Source organism: Frigidibacter sp. ROC022 (genome assembly GCF_024723735.1).
In the GTDB taxonomy this organism is placed as follows: Bacteria; Pseudomonadota; Alphaproteobacteria; order Rhodobacterales; family Rhodobacteraceae; genus SLM-1.
On sequence record NZ_JANQDU010000001.1, the window covers coordinates 582,346 to 599,601 of the forward strand.

Annotated in this window: 15 protein-coding genes; 8 read left to right on the forward strand and 7 right to left on the reverse strand. The window is 66.1% G+C overall.

Annotated features, from left to right (window positions below):
• Positions 1–6: 6 nt before the first annotated feature.
• The 4 genes from NUW50_RS02810 to NUW50_RS02825 all read left to right on the forward strand — a co-directional run bounded on the left by NUW50_RS02810 (position 7) and on the right by NUW50_RS02825 (position 3,663).
• Positions 7–873, forward strand: coding sequence for an ABC transporter permease (locus NUW50_RS02810; RefSeq protein ID WP_258287542.1), 867 nt, complete (start codon positions 7–9; stop codon positions 871–873).
• Positions 870–1,709, forward strand: coding sequence for an ABC transporter permease (locus NUW50_RS02815; RefSeq protein ID WP_258287543.1), 840 nt, complete (start codon positions 870–872; stop codon positions 1,707–1,709). The genes NUW50_RS02810 and NUW50_RS02815 overlap by 4 nt, the downstream gene beginning before the upstream one ends.
• A gap of 182 nt (positions 1,710–1,891) precedes the next feature.
• Positions 1,892–2,557, forward strand: coding sequence for a class I SAM-dependent methyltransferase (locus NUW50_RS02820; RefSeq protein WP_258287544.1), 666 nt, complete (start codon positions 1,892–1,894; stop codon positions 2,555–2,557).
• 98 nt (positions 2,558–2,655) lie between these two features.
• The gene (locus NUW50_RS02825; RefSeq protein WP_258287545.1) at positions 2,656–3,663 is read left to right on the forward strand and encodes an ABC transporter substrate-binding protein; all 1,008 of its coding nucleotides are present in this window, start codon (positions 2,656–2,658) and stop codon (positions 3,661–3,663) included.
• A gap of 84 nt (positions 3,664–3,747) precedes the next feature.
• Here NUW50_RS02825 and NUW50_RS02830 read toward each other — a convergent pair whose 3' ends face one another.
• The 7 genes from NUW50_RS02830 to NUW50_RS02860 form a co-directional block, all read right to left on the reverse strand.
• Complete coding sequence (locus NUW50_RS02830) at positions 3,748–4,395, reverse strand: hypothetical protein (RefSeq protein WP_258287546.1); 648 nt, start codon at positions 4,393–4,395, stop codon at positions 3,748–3,750.
• A 367-nt stretch (positions 4,396–4,762) separates the two neighbouring features.
• On the reverse strand, positions 4,763–6,712 hold the full coding sequence (gene acs / locus NUW50_RS02835; RefSeq protein ID WP_258287547.1) for an acetate--CoA ligase: 1,950 nt from the start codon (positions 6,710–6,712) through the stop codon (positions 4,763–4,765).
• Between the two features lie 57 nt (positions 6,713–6,769).
• Entirely contained in the window at positions 6,770–7,519 is a 750-nt protein-coding gene (locus NUW50_RS02840; RefSeq protein ID WP_258287548.1) for an ABC transporter ATP-binding protein, read from the reverse strand.
• Positions 7,516–8,286: an ABC transporter ATP-binding protein gene (locus tag NUW50_RS02845; protein WP_258287549.1), complete on the reverse strand. Its 771-nt coding sequence runs from the start codon at positions 8,284–8,286 to the stop codon at positions 7,516–7,518. Before NUW50_RS02845 ends, NUW50_RS02840 begins: the two co-directional genes overlap by 4 nt.
• Before the next feature lie 9 nt (positions 8,287–8,295).
• Positions 8,296–9,513 carry a branched-chain amino acid ABC transporter permease gene (locus tag NUW50_RS02850; protein ID WP_258287550.1) on the reverse strand — a complete coding sequence of 406 codons (1,218 nt, stop codon included), beginning with the start codon at positions 9,511–9,513 and terminating at the stop codon, positions 8,296–8,298.
• Between the two features lie 3 nt (positions 9,514–9,516).
• Complete coding sequence (locus tag NUW50_RS02855) at positions 9,517–10,548, reverse strand: branched-chain amino acid ABC transporter permease (RefSeq protein WP_258287551.1); 1,032 nt, start codon at positions 10,546–10,548, stop codon at positions 9,517–9,519.
• Positions 10,549–10,680: 132 nt separating this feature from the next.
• Positions 10,681–12,027, reverse strand: a complete 1,347-nt coding sequence (locus NUW50_RS02860; protein WP_258287552.1) for a substrate-binding protein — start codon at positions 12,025–12,027, stop codon at positions 10,681–10,683.
• 227 nt (positions 12,028–12,254) lie between these two features.
• On the opposite strand from NUW50_RS02860, the gene NUW50_RS02865 reads away from it, so the two are divergent.
• The 4 genes from NUW50_RS02865 (at position 12,255) to NUW50_RS02880 (ending at position 17,198) form a co-directional block, all read left to right on the forward strand.
• On the forward strand, positions 12,255–13,583 hold the full coding sequence (locus NUW50_RS02865) for a helix-turn-helix domain-containing protein (RefSeq protein WP_258287553.1): 1,329 nt from the start codon (positions 12,255–12,257) through the stop codon (positions 13,581–13,583).
• A gap of 122 nt (positions 13,584–13,705) precedes the next feature.
• Positions 13,706–14,113, forward strand: coding sequence for a response regulator transcription factor (locus tag NUW50_RS02870; protein WP_258287554.1), 408 nt, complete (start codon positions 13,706–13,708; stop codon positions 14,111–14,113).
• On the forward strand, positions 14,110–14,499 hold the full coding sequence (locus NUW50_RS02875) for a hypothetical protein (RefSeq protein ID WP_258287555.1): 390 nt from the start codon (positions 14,110–14,112) through the stop codon (positions 14,497–14,499). The genes NUW50_RS02870 and NUW50_RS02875 overlap by 4 nt, the downstream gene beginning before the upstream one ends.
• 11 nt (positions 14,500–14,510) lie before the next feature.
• The gene (locus NUW50_RS02880) at positions 14,511–17,198 is read left to right on the forward strand and encodes an ATP-binding protein (protein WP_258287556.1); all 2,688 of its coding nucleotides are present in this window, start codon (positions 14,511–14,513) and stop codon (positions 17,196–17,198) included.
• Positions 17,199–17,256 lie beyond the last annotated feature (58 nt).

Here is a 17,256-nt window from a genome sequence, read left to right on the forward strand (position 1 = left end):
GACACGATGAAGTCGCTGGGCCCGGTGCTGACGGTCGTCGCGGCGCTGCTGGCGCTCTGGTATGCGGCCGCGGTCGTGATGAACGCGCAATGGACCTACGATCAAGCGGAGCGGGCCGGGACTGAGGTGACGCTGTCCGAACTGCTTGCCGACACGATGACCCAGCGGCGGCCCAAGCTGCCGGCGCCGCACCAGGTGCTGAGCGAACTGAAGAAGACGGTGATCGACACCAAGGTGACGTCGAAGCGCAGCCTGGTCTATCAGGCGAGCATCACCCTGGGCGCCACGCTGACCGGGTTCCTGACCGGCACCCTGCTGGGCATCGCACTGGCGGTGGCGGTGGTGCGCAGCCGGGTGATGGAACTGTCGGTGACGCCCTGGGCGATCATCAGCCAGACCATTCCCATCGTGGCGCTGGCACCGATGATCGTGGTCCTGTCCAGCAGGATCGGCATCGAGGGGCGGTTGATCCCGAAGACGGTGATCGCGGCCTATCTCAGCTACTTCCCGGTCTTCGTCTCGATGGTGAAGGGGCTGCGCAGCCCGGATGCGATGCAGCTGGACCTGCTGCGCACCTATGGCGCGGCGCCGGGGCAGGTGTTCCGCAAGCTGCGGTTGCCGGCGTCGCTGCCCTATTTCTTTGCCGCGATGAAGATCTCCATGGCCGCCAGCCTGGTCGGGGTGATCGTCGCCGAACTGCCGACCGGGGCGGTGCAGGGGCTGGGCTCGCGGCTGCTGATCGGCAGCCAGAACGGCCAGCCGCTGATGATCTGGGCGGCGCTGGTCGTGGCCTCGGCTCTGGGGGCGGGATTGATCCTGATGGTGGGGCTGCTTGAAAGGCTGCTGGGCCGGATGATGGGAGTGCGGGCATGACCTGGCTTCTGGCGGCGCTGCTGATCTGGCCCCTGGCCTGGGGGCTGAACGGGGTTCTGGTACGGCGGGCGCCGGCGCGGATGGCGCGGGTCGCGGTGCCGCTGATCTTCGGTCTGACCGTGGTCTTCGTCTGGGAGGCGCTGGTGCGCGGTTTCGGGATCGAGCCGGTGATCCTGCCGGCGCCCTCGAAGGTTGCGCAGACCTTTGCCGACAACCGCTCGATCCTGTGGCTGGATTTCGTCCAGACCGGTCTGAAAGGCGCCCTGGCGGGTTGGGTCATCGGGGCAATGGCGGCGGTGGCCGCGGCACTGCTGATCGATCGCTCGCCCTTCCTGACCCGGGGGCTGCTGCCGATCGGCAACCTGGTCGCGGTGCTGCCGATCGTCGGGATCGCGCCGATCCTGGTGTCCTGGTTCGGCTTTGACTGGCAGTCGAAGGCGGCGGTCGTGGTGGCGATGGTGTTCTTCCCGATCCTGGTGAATACCGTGGCGGGCCTGGCTGCGGCCGACCGGATGCAGCGCGACCTGATGCGGACCTATGCCGCAGGCTGGGGCGCGACGCTGTGGAAGCTGCGGCTGCCGGCGGCGATGCCCTTCATCTTCAACGGCCTCAAGATCGGCACCACCCTGGCGCTGATCGGGGCCATCGTGGCCGAGTATTTCGGCTCCAAGGACGTCGGGATGGGGTTCCGCATCACCACCGCGGCGGGCCGTCTGGGGGCCGACATGGTGTGGGCCGAGATCTGGGTGGCGGCGCTGGCGGGCTCGGTCTTCTACGGGCTGGTGGCGCTGGTCGAACGCTGGGCGACCTTCTGGCACCCCAGCCAACGCGGCTAGGGCGGTCCGATTGGGCTTGTGCGAATCGGTGCCGGTTGTAGCCTTGGCCGGTACATTCGCCTCTTGCCCAGGAGATTTTCATGCCCGAGTTGACATCACCCCATCCCCGCCACCGGTCCGGCGGGCCGGGTCGGTCCTTGCAGAACACCGGGACACGGCTGCAGCACGGAGCGGCCTGCTAGATGTTGGAAAGCGAGGACGACTACGGCTACTACCGCTCGGTCTTCACCGACATCCTGCGGGAATTGAACGATGCAAAATTCGTCGAAGAGGCGATGGCGCGGACCATCGAGGGGCTGACCGGCGACGTGATCGAGGCCACCGGCGAGATGGACAAGGCCAAGTTGCCGCCGAAGGGCAGTTTCGACTATGTGCCGATCAACGTTCCGGGGTTGCTGCGCGATCTCAGGCAACTGGACGCGGCCCTGGCGGAAGACCCGGATTATGCTTGCCACGGCACCCGCTACCGGCCGGTGCGGTTCCTTGAGGTCGGCTGCGGGCACGGCCGCAATCTGGCGCTGATCCGCCATGCCGGGGTGATTGATTATGCCGACCTGACCGGCTTTGACATCTCCGAGGCGATGATTGCCGCCGGCCGGAAGGGATTCGGCCTGACCGAGGAAATCTCGGTCGCGGATGCGATGACCTTCGACTATTCGCCCTATGACGTGATCTACAGCTACCGGCCCTTCATCGACGACACGCTGCAGCGCCGTTACGAGGCCCATGTCGAGAAATCGATGAAAGTTTCAGCCTATCTGCTGGCACCGCTGCTGATGGAAGCCAAACCCTCGCGGCGGATGCTCAAGGTCGGCACCGACGGGAACCTGTGGAAGAAGATCGCTTGATCTCGCGCCACGCCCATCGCAATCTTTTACCAGAAGGTCAAGCTCCGGGAAGGGGCGGGCCGAAGCGGCATGTCAGACCGCCAACAACAGGGGATACCATGACCACAAGAATCAACAGAACACTCGCTTCGCTGGCCGCCGTCGCCGGCCTGGCCGCGCCCGCCTGGTCGGCGGACGATGTCACCCTGCAGCTCAAATGGGTCACGCAGGCGCAGTTCGCCGGCTACTACGTCGCGCTCGAGAAGGGATTCTACGACGAGGAAGACCTGAACGTCACGATCAAGCCCGGCGGCCCGGACATTGCGCCCGAGCAGGTGATCTCGGGCGGCGGCGCCGATGTCATCGTGACCTGGATGGCGGCGGGGCTTGCCGCACGCGAGCGTGGGCTGCCGCTGGTCAACATCGCCCAGCCGTTCAAGCAAGGCGGCCTGCAGCTGACCTGCCTGAAGGAAACCGGGATCGAAAGCCCGGCGGACTTCCCCGGCCACACGCTGGGGGTCTGGTTCTACGGCAACGAATATCCGTTCTATGCCTGGATGGCCAAGCTGGGCGTCGCCACCACCGGCAAGCCGGAAGGCGTCGAGGTGCTCAAGCAGGCCTTCAACGTCGATCCGCTGCTGCAGAAGCAGGCCGATTGCATCTCGGTCATGACCTATAACGAATACGGCCAGATTCTGGACGCCGGCATCACGCCCGATCAGCTTGTCACCTTCAACTATCTCGACGAAGGCGTGGGCATGCTCGAGGACGGGCTCTATGTGCTGGAGGACAGCCTGGAGGACCCGGACTTCCAGGACAAGATGGTGCGCTTCGTGCGGGCTTCGATGAAGGGCTGGAAATACGCCGAGACCCATGCCGAGGAAGCGGCGCAGATCGTGGTCGATTCCGACGAGACCGGCGCCCAGACGCTGGAGCACCAGACCTACATGATGGGTGAGGTGGCCAAGCTGACGGCAGGGTCGAACGGGGCGCTGGACCCGGCGGATTACGAGCAGACCGTCTCGACGCTGCTGTCGGCGGTCTCGCCCGACAATCCGGCGATCACCAAGCGGCCCGACGATGGCGCCTGGACCCATGTGATCTCGGACAAGGCCCTGGGGATGTAATTCCCGACCGGGCTGAAGGATTTCGGGCGCGCCCTGCGACGGGCGCGCCCTTTTCGTTGTTCCGTCAGGGAACCGAGCGGATGCTCAGAACTGCCGCAGGAAGGCGTTGAACGACATCCGCAGGCGGATCATCTTTTCGCTTCCCGGCGCCCGGCTCATGACGATCTTGGCGGATTTCGCATGGCTGCCCAGTTCGTCAAGCAGATTGACGCTGAGGATATAGGAGCCGCCATCCTTCTCGATGCCGGTCACGACGCCCAGAGGCCGCTGATCCGAGGACACCAGAAGCTTTCCGATCGGATTGTGACGAATCCCGGCCAGCTTCTGCCTGTTCAGTTCACTGTCCGAAGTCAGGGAACCGTCCGTCGGCAGACGCGTCACGACCGGCGTACCGCCACCCGTGCCGACCTCGACATCGACATCCGTGCCGCCGCCGCCCGAGCCACCGCCGACGGCTACGTCAACGCCGACACCGCCGCCACCCGAACCACCGCCGATGCCGACGTCAACGCCGACACCGCCGCCCGAGCCACCACCGGTTCCGACATCAACCGATGCCTGGACGCCATCCGAACCACCGACGCCCGCATCCACGGACGCACCACCACCACCTACGGAAACACCAACAGAGGCAACGCCCAAATCCACGCCGAGGTCCAATGCGACCGCGGGGAGAGGGGCAACAAACACCGATGCCAGGATAACGGAACGCACTTGTTTGGTAATAACCATCTTAGACCTCATGATTGTCTTCTGAGGCCCCCACATCCGCAGGTTGCGCGGGATGGCCCTTAATCTCAAGTAGAAAAATTTATCTTTTTGGGTGCTTTGAAATGTGGGGCAAAAATACAACCAGAGGGTTATCCACGGCGGCGGAGACCCCGCGATCCTGCGGTTTTTCCCGATTCTCGCCGCCCGAAGTGTCCAATGATCTCAGGGGCTTTCGGGAGGGCGCGCCCCGGACGCCGCTACCATCCAGACGCGATTCGCCTCCGGCCGGGGTGGCCGTGAAGCGGCTTGTGGTATGGGGAAGTGGCCGTCGGTTCGTCCGGCAAGGAGCCCGGCGCCCTGTGCGGCGCCGGGCCGGATCGGTGCCGGGTCAGCCCCGATTCATCCGATTTTCGATCAACTCGTCCACCACCGACGGATCGGCGAGGGTCGAGGTGTCGCCCAGGGTCTCGAAGTCGTTCTCGGCGATCTTGCGCAGGATCCGGCGCATGATCTTGCCCGAGCGGGTCTTCGGCAGACCGGGCGCCCATTGGATCAGGTCCGGCTTGGCGATCGGGCCGATCTCGGTCCGGACCCATTTCTCGAGTTCCTTGCGCAGTTCGTCGCTGGGTTCGACCCCGTGCATCAGGGTCACATAGGCATAGATGCCCTGACCCTTGATCGGGTGCGGATAGCCGACCACGGCGGCCTCGGCGACCTGGGCATGGGCGACCAGGGCGCTCTCGACCTCGGCGGTGCCCATCCGGTGGCCCGAGACGTTGATCACGTCATCGACCCGGCCGGTGATCCAGTAGTATCCGTCGGCATCGCGGCGGCAGCCGTCGCCGGCGAAATAGTGGCCCTTGTAGTCCGAGAAATAGGCCTGTTCGAAGCGCTCCTCGTCGCCCCAGATGCCGCGCATCTGGCCGGGCCAGGAGTCCTTCATGGCCAGCACGCCCTCGCATTCGGTCTCGTTGATTTCCTCGCCCGTGGTTGGCTCCAGCACCACCGGCTGCACGCCGAAGAAGGGCAGGGTGGCCGATCCGGGCTTGGTCGCCGTGGCGCCGGGCAGCGGGGTGAGCATGTGGCCGCCGGTTTCGGTCTGCCACCAGGTATCGACGATCGGCAGCCGGCCCTTGCCGACCACGTCGTTGTACCAGTTCCAGGCCTCGGGGTTGATCGGCTCGCCCACCGTGCCCAGCAGTTTCAGCGACGACAGGTCGTGCTTTTCGACCCATTCCTTGCCCTGGCCCATCAGGGCGCGGATCGCTGTGGGGGCGGTGTAGAACTGGTTCACCTTGTGCTTGGCGCAGACTTCCCAGAATCGGCCGGCGTCGGGCCAGGTCGGCACGCCTTCGAACATCAGCGTGGTGGCGCCATTGGCCAGCGGGCCGTAGACGATGTAGCTGTGCCCGGTGACCCAGCCGACATCCGCGGTGCACCAGAAGACATCGCCGTCATGGTAGTCGAAGGTGTATTGATGGGTGATCGCGGCATAGGTCAGATAGCCGCCGGTCGTGTGGACGACGCCCTTGGGCTTGCCGGTCGAGCCCGAGGTATAGAGGATGAACAGCGGGTCCTCGGCCCCCACGGCAACCGGCGGGCAATCGGGCGACGCGGCGGCCATTTCGGCCCGCAGGTCGAAATCGCGGCCATCGACCCAGGTGGTCTCCTCGCCGGTGTGCTTGACCACCAGGCATTTCACATGGTCCGAGCAGTGCAGCAGCGCCGCGTCGGTGTTCGATTTCAGCGGCGTCGAGCGGCCGCCGCGCGGGGCGTGGTCGGCGGTGAGGACCAGCTTGGCGCCGCAGTCGTTGATCCGGTTGGCCAGCGCGTCGGGCGAGAAGCCGGCGAAGACCACCGAATGGATGGCCCCGATCCGGGCGCAGGCGAGCATTGCATAGGCGGCTTCCGGAATCATCGGCAGGTAGATGATGACCCGGTCGCCATGGCCGACGCCATGCGCCTTCAGCACATTGGCCATCCGGCCGACCTGTTCGTGCAGCTGGGCATAGCTGATCGCCTGGGCCGGGGTCTTGGGATCGTCCGGCTCCCACAGGATCGCGGTCTGGTCGGCGCGGGTCGCCAGATGCCGGTCGATGCAGTTGGCGGCGGCGTTCAGCTTGCCGTCCTCGAACCATTTGATCGTGATATTGCCGGGCTCGAACGAGGTGTTCTTGACCTTGGTGAAGGGCACCATCCAGTCGAGGCGTTGGGCCTCTTTCGCCCAGAAGGCGGCAGGGTCGGCGATCGAGGCGGCGTAGAGTTCCTCGTAACGGGCCTTGTCGGCATGAGCATGGGCAGCGAATTCCGCCGAAGGCGGGTAGATGGTCTCGGTCATGTCATTCCCCCGGCGCCATCAGCTGGGCGCCTGTCTTGGTGGTCTGGTTGGCTCTGGTCAAATGGCCAGATATTCCGCGCGGAGCTTCTCGTTTTCCAGAACCTCCTTGGCCGAACCGTCGAAAACAACGGTCCCGGTGTCAAGGATCACCGCGCGATCGGCGAGTTTCAACGCAGCAATTGCGTTCTGCTCTACAATGATCGTCGTAATGCCTTCATCGCGAATCGTATTCAAGGTCTTGGCAATCTCCTGCACGATGACCGGCGCGAGTCCCTCGTAGGGTTCGTCCAGCAACAGAAGTTTGATGTCGCGGGCCAGGGCCCGGGCGATGGCCAGCATCTGCTGCTCGCCACCGGACATGGTCGTGCCTTCCTGCTTGCGGCGTTCTTCCAGCCGCGGGAAGAGTTCGTAGATCCGTTCCAGTGACCAGCCGATCGGAGGGGCGATCTGCGCCAGCTGCAGGTTTTCCTCGACCGTCAGACCGGCAATGATCCGGCGGTCCTCGGGGACCAGCGCCACGCCCGCCTGCGCGGCCTCGTGGGATTTCATCAGGTGCACCGGCTTGTGGTCCAGCCATATCTCGCCATGGGTGACCTGCGGACTGGCCAGCCGCGCGATTGACCGCAGGGTCGAGGTCTTGCCGGCGCCGTTGCGGCCCAGCAGGGCCAGGATCTCGCCCTCGTGGACCCGGAAGCTGACACCCTGGACGATGTAGCTTTCGCCGTAATAGGCGTGGACGTCATACACCGAGAGATAGGCCGGGGCGGTCTCGGCATGGTTGGCATTCGGATTGAAGGGTTCGTTCATTCGGCGGCCTCCCCATGTGTCGTGCCCAGATAGGCCTCCATCACCTTGGGATGGCCCTTGATGTTCTCGGGGATATCCTCGACCAGCGGCGTGCCCTGCGCCAGGACGGTGATCCGCTCGGCCAGGCTGAAGACGACATGCATGTCATGCTCGATGATCGCCATGGTGATCGGGCGCTTCGACTTGATTTCTTTCAGCAGGTCGATGGTGTTGTTGGTGTCGGCCCGCGCCATGCCGGCGGTGGGTTCGTCGAGCAGCAGCAGCTTGGGCTCCTGCACAAGGCACATCGCCATTTCCAGCCGCCGCTTGTCGCCGCGCGACATCGAGGCGGCATGCATCCCGCGCTTGTCGATCATCTTGACGTCGATCAGCATGGCTTCCGCCTTTTCGACCATCTCCTTCTCGCGCCCGGTGCTTTCCAGTGCATGCATCCGGAACGCTCCGTCGCGCTTGGCGAAACAGGGGATCAGGACGTTTTCCATCACCGTCAGCTCGCCGAAGATCTCCGGCGTCTGGAACACCCGCGAGATTCCCATCTGGTTGATCTCGTGCGGCTTTCGGCCCAGCACCGACTGACCCTCGAAGGTCACGGAGCCGGTGTCGGGGATCAGCTTGCCGACCAGCACGTTGAGCAGGGTCGACTTGCCGGCGCCGTTGGGACCGATCAGCGCGTGAACGGTGTTTTCGGCAATCGAGAGATTCACGTCCGACAGGGCCTTCAGGCCGCCGAAGCGCTTCGAGACGTTCTTGACTTCGAGAATGCCCATCGTCGCCTCCTATTCGGCCACATGTGCGGCAGGTTTCGGGTGGTGTTCCTTGTCGTCGTCCGAGGGCTTGCCGCGCTTGCGGAACAGGTCCCCGATCCGCCGCGCGCCCTCCATCAGCCCGCCGGGCAGGAAGATGACGACGATCATGAAGATCAGCCCCAGGGTCAGCGACCAGCCTTCGCCGGTGAACCGGGCGAAGAGCCAGACCAGCGGTTCCTTGACCACCTCGGGAAGGAAGTCGAACCAGCCATGCAGCACGCCCTCGTTGATCTTCGAGAAGATGTTCTCGAGGTACTTGATCACGCCGGCGCCCAGGATCGGCCCCAGCAGGGTGCCGGCACCGCCGAGGATCGACATGATGACGACCTCGCCGCTGGCGGTCCATTGCATCCGCTCGGCCCCGGCCAGCGGGTCCATGCAGGCCAGCAGCGCGCCAGCAAGCCCGGCATACATGCCCGAGATGACGAAGGCCGCCAGCGTGTAGGGCCGCGACGAGAGACCGGTGTAGCTCATCCGCGTCTGGTTGGTCTTGATCGCCCGCAGCATCAGCCCGAAAGGCGAGCGGAACAGCCGGATCGACAGGTAGAAGGTCAGCACCATCAGCGCCGCGGCGAAGTAGTAGCCGACGTTGAACTGGAACTCCCAGCCGCCGATCTTCCAGATCGAGGTGGCGTTCATTTCGAGCCCGAAAAGGCTCGGCACCGGGATGCCGCCCTCTGCGGTGCGCGAGGCGCCGAGGATCCGCGGATCGTTCAGCGTGGTCTGCAACCCGGTCTCGCCGTTGGTCAGCGGGGTCAGCACCGAATAGGCGAGGTTGAACGACATCTGCGCGAAGGCCAGGGTCAGGATCGAGAAATAGATCCCCGACCGGCGCAGAGAGACATAGCCGATCACCAGGGCGAACAGCCCCGAGACGATGATCGCCAGGAAGATGCCGGGCAGGACGTTCATGCTGAGCAGCTTGAACATCCAGACGGCCGAATAGCTGCCGACCCCGAGAAAGGCGGCATGGCCGAAGCTGAGATAGCCGGTCAGCCCGAACAGGATGTTGAAGCCGATGGCGAAGATCCCGTAGATCGCGAAACGCTGCATCAGCGCCGGATAGCCCGCGTTGAACTGTGCCATGCCCGATTCGGTGGGCCAGAAGTTCAGCAGGAAGGGGGCCAGCAGCGCCACCAGGGCGATGATCAGGACAAGGGTGAAGTCTTTGCGGTCAAGGCCGAGCATGGTCTAGTCCTCCATCACGCCCTTGCGCCCCATCAGACCGCGCGGACGGGTCAGAAGGATCACAATGGCAATGAGGTAGATGATGATCTGGTCGATCCCCGGCAGCAGGGACTTGATCTCGTTCATCGAGGCGAAGCTTTGCAGGATGCCCAGCAGGAAACCGGCAAGAACTGCCCCGGCAAGCGACCCCATGCCGCCGACGACGACGACGACGAAGCTGAGAACCAGGAAGTCCATGCCCATGTGGTAGTTGGGCGAGTTGATCGGGGCGTACATGACGCCCGCCATCCCGGCGACCGAGGCGGCAATGCCGAACATGATGGTGAAGCGGCGGTCGATGTTGATGCCCAGCAGGCCGACGGTCTCGCGGTCGGCCATGCCGGCGCGGACCACCATGCCGAAGGTGGTGAAGCGCAGGAAGGCGAAGACGGCGCCGATCACGACAAGGCTGAAGGCGAAATAGACCATGCGCCAGTAGGGATAGATGATCTGCCCGACATCGAAGCCCAGCATCGCGCCGAAATCGAACGAGCCGGTGAAGGCACTGGGTGCCGGGGTCGGGATCGGGTTGGCGCCGTAGAAATACTTGATGATCTCCTGCAGCACGATGGCCAGGCCGAAGGTCACCAGGATCTGGTCGGCATGGGGGCGCTTGTAGAAATGCTTGATCAGCCCGCGCTCCATGGCAAAGCCGATCGCCAGCATGACCGGGATCGAGAACAGGATCGCCAGCGGCACCGACCAGTCGATGATCGCGGCGCCGAAATCCTGGCCGAACCAGGCCTCGACATAGGCCGTCTTAATCTTGGCCGGATTGCCCAGGAAGTCGAGCTTGGTCGGATCGACCACCTCGAAGCTGAGACTGAACAGGCGGTTCAGGGTCACGGCACAGAAGGCGCCGATCATGAACAGGGCGCCATGCGCGAAGTTTACGACACCCAATGTGCCGAAGATCAGCGTCAGGCCAAGCGCGATAAGCGCATAGGCCGAACCCTTGTCCAGACCGTTGAGGATCTGAAGAATTATGGCGTCCATCGTCCCACCCTGCGGATAATGCGTCGGAGGACCCGCATCTGCGGGCCAGTGTCGGAACCCAGGCTGTCGCTGAAACCGGTATCGGCCGCGCCCTCGGGGATGAGAGCGCGGCCGAGGATCAGCTGACCCGGATCAGGCGCCGTTGTTGCAGGCGCCGAGTTCGCCACCGGCGAACATCGGGTGATCCGGTGCGTATTCGACCTGGGCGCGGGGGGTGACTTCCACCAGCTCCAGATTGTCGAATTCGTTGGCCGGGTCTTCCTTGCCCTTCATGACCAGCACGTCCTTGAAGCACTGGTGGTCGGCGGCACGGTAGAGCGTCGGACCGTTGCCCAGCCCGTCGAACTCGAACCCTTCCAGGGCCGCGCCGACGTCGCAGGGCGCAAACGAGCCCGCACGTTCCACGGCGTCGGCGTAGAGCAGGGTCTGCGCGTAGCAGGTCTGCGCTGCGTTCGACGGCGGGAAGCCGTATTTGGTGCCGAAGGACTTCACGAAAGCCTTGGTGCCTTCATCCTGGAGCGTCCACGACCAGTTGGTCGAGCCGAAGATGCCCTTGATGTTGTCTCCGGCGCCTTTCGCCATCAGCTCCGAGTAGAGCGGAACGACGATTTCGAAGTTCTTGCCGTTGACGACCTTGTCACGCAGCCCGAACTGGACCGCCTGGGTCAGCGAGTTGACCATGTTTCCGCCGTAGTGGTTCAGCACCAGCACATCCGCGCCGGACTGCAGAACCGGGGTGATATAGGCCGAGAAGTCGGTTTCGGCCAAAGGCGTCAGCACGTTGTTGACGGTGGTCCAGCCCAGGGCCTCGGTGGCGGCCTGGATCGACTCCTGCTGGGTCCAGCCCCAGGTGTAGTCGGCGGTCAGGTGATAGGCCCGGCGGTCGGTGCCGTAGTTCTTGGCCAGCACCGGTGCCAGCGCGGCGCCCGACATGTAGGCGTTGAAGAAGTGCCGGAAACCGTTGGCCTTCTTGTCCTTGCCCGTGGTGTCGTTCGAGTGGGTCAGGCCGGCCATGAAGATCACGCCGGCTTCCTGGCAGAGACCCTGCACGGCCACGGCGACGCCGGACGAGGAACCGCCCGAAATCATGATCGCGCCGTCCTTCTGGATCATCGACTGGGCCGAGGCCCGTGCCGCATCGGACTTGGTCTGGGTGTCGCCGGTGACGTAGGCCACCTTCTTGCCCCGGATCCCGTTGCCCTGAAGCGCCTTCGACGAGAAGGTGTTGAGCATCCCGCCATCGCCTTCGCCGTTCAGGTGCTCGACGGCGAGCTGGAAGGCCCGCAGTTCGTCGGCGCCTTCATCGGCGTAGGGCCCGGTCTGGGGCACGTTGAAGCCCAGGGTGACGGTATCGCCCGTGGGGTCGTTGGTGAAGGCCGAGGCCCTCGACGTAAAGATGGTCGGCAATGCCAGTCCCGCCCCGGTGACGACAGCACCGGTGCGCAGCAGGCCACGACGTGTGAGATTGCCTCGCGTCATTAGCTCCTCCCTTTTCGGTTGGTTGCCGGTCGGGCGCTCCTCAGTACCCGGAATCCGGCAAGTCCTGTTAACAGGATGTAGTGAGACTATCGTGTGGTTGGATAAGATCGCAATAAGCTCTTTTGTCGCAACAATTTTTCTGTAAATATTATGACAGTGCAAGCGCAGAAACTGTAAAGCAATTTTCTTGCGCGCGCAGAGAAGTGAGCGAAACGCGGGGTTTGGCGATGGCGGACAGGCGTGGAATGGGGGGGCGGATCCGGGCCCGGCGGGCGGATCTGGGCGTGACTCAGGCGGCCTTGGCGGCCGAGGTCGGGATTTCGGCGCCCTATCTGAACCTCATCGAGCACGAGCGGCGCAGAATCGGCGGCCGGCTGCTGGTGGCGCTGGCGCGGGCGCTGAAGGTCGAGCCCTCGGCGCTGACCGAGGGCGCCGAGGCCGGGTTGGTGGCGGAACTGGGCGCGGCGCTGAACGGCACCAGCCTGGATGCCGGGGCCGAGCGTGGCGGAAGGGTGGACATCGAGCTCGAAGCGGCCCGGGCCGCGGATTTCGCCGCCCGATTTCCCGGCTGGGCCGAACTGGTCGCGACCCAGCACCGGCGCATCCGCTCGCTGGAACAGGCCATCGAGGCGCTCTCGGACCGGCTGACCCATGACCCGCGGCTGGCGGCGGCGCTGCACGAGGTTCTGTCGACCGTGACCGCGATCCGCTCCACGGCCTCTATCCTGGCCGAGACCGGCGATCTCGACCGCGACTGGCTGGACCGGTTCCACCGCAACCTGAACGAGGACGGCGCCCGGCTGGCGGCTTCGGCCCAGGCGCTGGTGGCCTATCTCGACGGCGAAGGCGCCGGCCCGGAGGGCGCGGCGGCGGCGGGTGCGGCCTCGCCGCAGGAGGCTTTCGAAGCCTGGCTCGAAGCGCGCGGCGGTTTTCTGGCCGAGGCCGAGCCGGGGGCCGAGTCGCTGCCGGACCCGCAATTGCCGGACGAGGGCGAGGCGCGGGTGCTGGCCGAGTCGCATCTGGCGCAGGCCCGGCGGGATGCGCTGGCGATGCCGCTGGCCGATATGCTGTCCCTGGTCGAGGCGGGCGCCGAGCCGGGCGAGATGGCGCGGCGCTTCGGGGTGTCGCTGGTCGCGGTGTTCCGGCGGCTGGTCGGGTTGCCGGGCAATCCCGGCGGCTACGGGCTGGTGATCTGCGATGCCGCCGGGGCGATCACCTTTCGCCGCCCGCCCGAAGGATTCCAGATGCCGAGGCTGGGCGCGGCCTGTCCGCTCTGGCCGCTGTTCCAGGCCCTGTCGCGGCCGATGCAGCCCTGGAGCGGGGTGATCGAACAGGCCAGCCGCCTGCCGCACCGGTTCCGGGCCTGGACCCTGGCCGAGCCGGCGGCGGCCGGTGCCGGCGACCCGGGCGCCGCGCCGGTCTTTGTCGCGGCGATGCTGTTGCGCCCGGCCCGGGGCGACGAGACTGCGGCCGCTGCACCGGTGGGCACCACCTGCCGGGTCTGCCCGCGCCCGACATGCGCCGCGCGGCGCGAGGCCTCGGTCTTGCCGGGCTGACCGTCAGGCCCCGCCGGCCCGCGAAGATCGCAAGGTTTTGACTTGGTGCCGAAAGCCGGTGATAGTTTCAGCCACGCAAGACGGTCGAGATCCGGAACGGAGGCGGCTGTGGAGGGGGAGGCGTGGGCAAGCAGGTTCTGTTGATCGAGGACGAGCCGAACATCATCGAGGCGATCCGGTTCATCCTGACGCGGGATGGCTGGGCGGTCTCGAGCCATTCCGATGGCGCCAATGCGGTGGCCGTGGTGCAGGAGCGGCGGCCCGACCTGGTGATCCTCGACGTTATGCTGCCGAACCGCTCGGGTTTCGACATCCTGGCCGATCTACGCGCCGATCCGGCACTGGCGGACCTGCCGGTCATGATGCTGACCGCAAGGGGGCAGGCGCGCGACCGGGCGCAGGCCGAGCAGGCCGGGGTGAGCCGCTTCATGACCAAACCCTTCGCCAATGCCGAGATTCTGGCCGCCGTGCGGGAACTGGCCGGACCGTCCGAGGGGGCGAATGCGGCGCGGGAGCCGGATCAGCCATGACACGCCAGGCGGGGCCGCTCTTTCTGGCCCGACAGAGCTATCGCCGCCGCCGCCTGGGCGATGCGGCGCGGATTCTGCCGGCCCTGGGCGCGGTTCTGTTCATGGCGCCGCTGCTGGGCGGAGAGGGGCATTCGACAAGCGGTGGCGGGCTCTGGCTCTTTGCCTGCTGGCTGCTGCTGGTCGGCTGTGCGGCCGGCCTGTCCCGGGCCCTGGGGCGCCGGGTCGAGGAAACCACCCGCGGCGGCCCCGGAGCGGTCGGGACCCAGGAGCTTGGCGCGGTGGCGAGCGAACTGGCCGGCAATGACCCGGCGCCGAAGCCCCTGCAGGCCGACCCCGCAACCGATGCCGAGCCGACACCGCCGACGCGCCCGCCGGGCCGGAGCTGAGGGCCGCGCCGATGGTGTCTTCCAACCTCTTGCTGGCGGTCAGTCTGGGCTATGTGGCGCTGCTGTTCCTGGTCGCCTTCGCGGCCGAGAAGCGGGCCGAACGCGGGCAGGGCGGTTGGCTGCGCTCGCCGCTGATCTACACGCTGTCGCTGTCGATCTACTGCACCGCATGGACCTTCTACGGCGCCGTCGGCTATGCCGCCCGCTCGGGGCTGGAATTCCTCACCATCTATCTCGGGCCGACCCTGGTCATGGTCGGCTGGTGGGCCCTGGTGCGCAAGCTTGTGCGGATCGCGCGGGCGCAGCGGATCACCTCGATCGCCGACCTGATTTCGAGCCGCTACGGCAAATCCACGCTGCTGGGGGTGATCGTCACCTTCATGGCGGTCATCGGATCGACCCCCTACATCGCGCTGCAACTGCAATCGGTGACGCTGTCCATCGCGGTCTTCGCCGATCCGGTGGAGGCGGCCTGGGTGCCGCATGATCCCAATCTGACCGCGCTCTGGGTGGCGGCGGGGCTGGCCTTCTTTACCGTGCTCTTCGGCACCCGGAATCTGGACGCCAACGAGCGGCATCACGGCGTCGTCACCGCCATCGCCCTGGAGGCGGTGGTCAAGCTGGTGGCGCTGCTGGCGGTGGGCGGATTCGTGGTCTGGGGCGCGGCCGGGGGGATTTCCGACACGCTGGCGCGGATCGACGCCTCGCCGATTTCCGACTGGCGGCCCGACGGCACCCGCTGGGTCGGGCTGACCTTTCTGGCCGGGGCGGCCTTCCTGACCCTGCCGCGGATGTTCCAGGTGCTGGTGGTCGAGAATGCCGACGAGCGGCACCTGGCCACCGCGGGCTGGGCCTTCCCGCTCTATGTGCTGCTGATGTCGCTCTTCGTGGTGCCGATCGCGGCGATCGGGCTCGAGGTGATGCCGGAAGGGTCGAACCCCGACCTCTTCGTGCTGACCGTGCCACTGGCCTATGACCGGGGCGGGCTGGCGATGCTGTCCTTCCTGGGCGGGTTTTCCAGCGCAACCTCGATGGTGATCGTGGCGGCGCTGGCGCTGAGCACCATGGTGTCGAACCATATCGTCCTGCCGATCTGGCTGGCGGCGCGGCATAGCGGCGCGGTGATGTCGGGCGATGTGCGAAAGACCGTGCTGCGGGCGCGGCGGGTCTCGATCGCGGCGATCCTGGCCCTGGGCTATGCCTATTACCGGCTCTCGGGCGGCGGCACCGCGCTGGCCGCCATCGGGCTGATCTCCTTTGCCGGGGTGGCGCAGATCCTGCCGGCGCTGATCGGTGCCCTGTTCTGGCGCGGCGCCACCAGGATCGGCGCGGCGGGGGCGCTGCTGACCGGCTTTGCGGTCTGGGCCTATTGCCTGTTCCTGCCGTCCTTCGGCGCCGACGGGCTGATGCCCGGCTGGCTGATGGAGGAGGGACCCTGGGGCATTTCCTGGCTGCGCCCCGAGGCGCTGTTCGGCATCGGCGGGCTGGACCCTCTGGTCCATGCCCTGTTCTGGAGCCTGTCGATGAATACGCTGGTCTTCATCGGCGGGTCGCTGCTGTCCTTCCCGACCCCGATGGAGCGGCTGCAGGGCGCGCAATTCGTCAATGTCTTTGACTATGCCGCCGGCGCCCGTGGGGTTCAGCGCGGCACCGCCGAGGCGGAAGACCTGCTGGTGATGTCGCAGCGGCTGCTGGGCGCGGCCGAGGCGCAGGCGCTGTTCCAGGCCGAGGCGGCGGCGCAGGGCAAGGCCGGGTTTCTGCCCGATGTGACCCCGGAATTCGTCGAAACGCTGGAACGGCGGCTCTCCGGCTCGGTCGGCGCCGCCACCGCCCATGCGATGATCGGCCAGATCGGCGGCTATGCGACGGTCTCGGTCGAGGATCTGATGGCGGTGGCCGACGAGACCCAGCAGCTGATCGACCAGACCGCCCAGCTCGAAGCCAAGTCGGCGGAACTGGGCCGCACGGCGCGGGCGCTGCGCGAGGCCAATGAGAAGCTGACCGCGCTCAGCGTGCAGAAGGACGCCTTCCTGGGCCAGATCAGCCATGAGCTGCGGACCCCGATGACCTCGATCCGGGCGTTTTCGGAGATCCTCCGCGATGGCGACCTCGCCGAAGGCGAGCGCGCCCGCTACGCCGAGATCATCCATGGCGAGACGCAGCGGCTGACCCGGTTGCTGGACGACCTGCTGGACCTCGCGGTGCTGGAGAACGGCCAGGTGACGCTGAACTGGGCCGATGCCGAGCTGGGCGCGGTGCTTGATGCGGCGGTGAATGCGGCGACGGCGGACGGCGCGGCCCGGAAGATCGCGATCCACCGCGACGACGGGGACGAGGCGGTTCTGCTGCATACCGATCCCGACCGGCTGACCCAGGTCTTCATCAACCTGATCGCCAATGCGGGGAAATACTGCACCAACGACCAGCCCGAACTGCGGATCGCGGTCACCCGGAGGCCGGGCACGGTGCAGATCGACTTCATCGACAACGGGCCGGGGATTCCGATCAGCGCCCAGCCGGTGATCTTCGAGAAATTCGTCCGGCTCGACGACAACTCCAAGGCCGGTGGGGCCGGGCTGGGTCTGGCGATCTGCCGCGAGATCATGCTCAAGCTCGGCGGACAGATCGTCTATCTGCCGGGGCAGGGCGGGGCCGCGTTCCGGGTCACCCTGCCGCTGGCGCGCGCCGAGGCCGCCTGAACCGCGGCGGACCGGATTAGGGCTTGGTTAACCGTGCCCGAGGATACTCGGTCCCGAC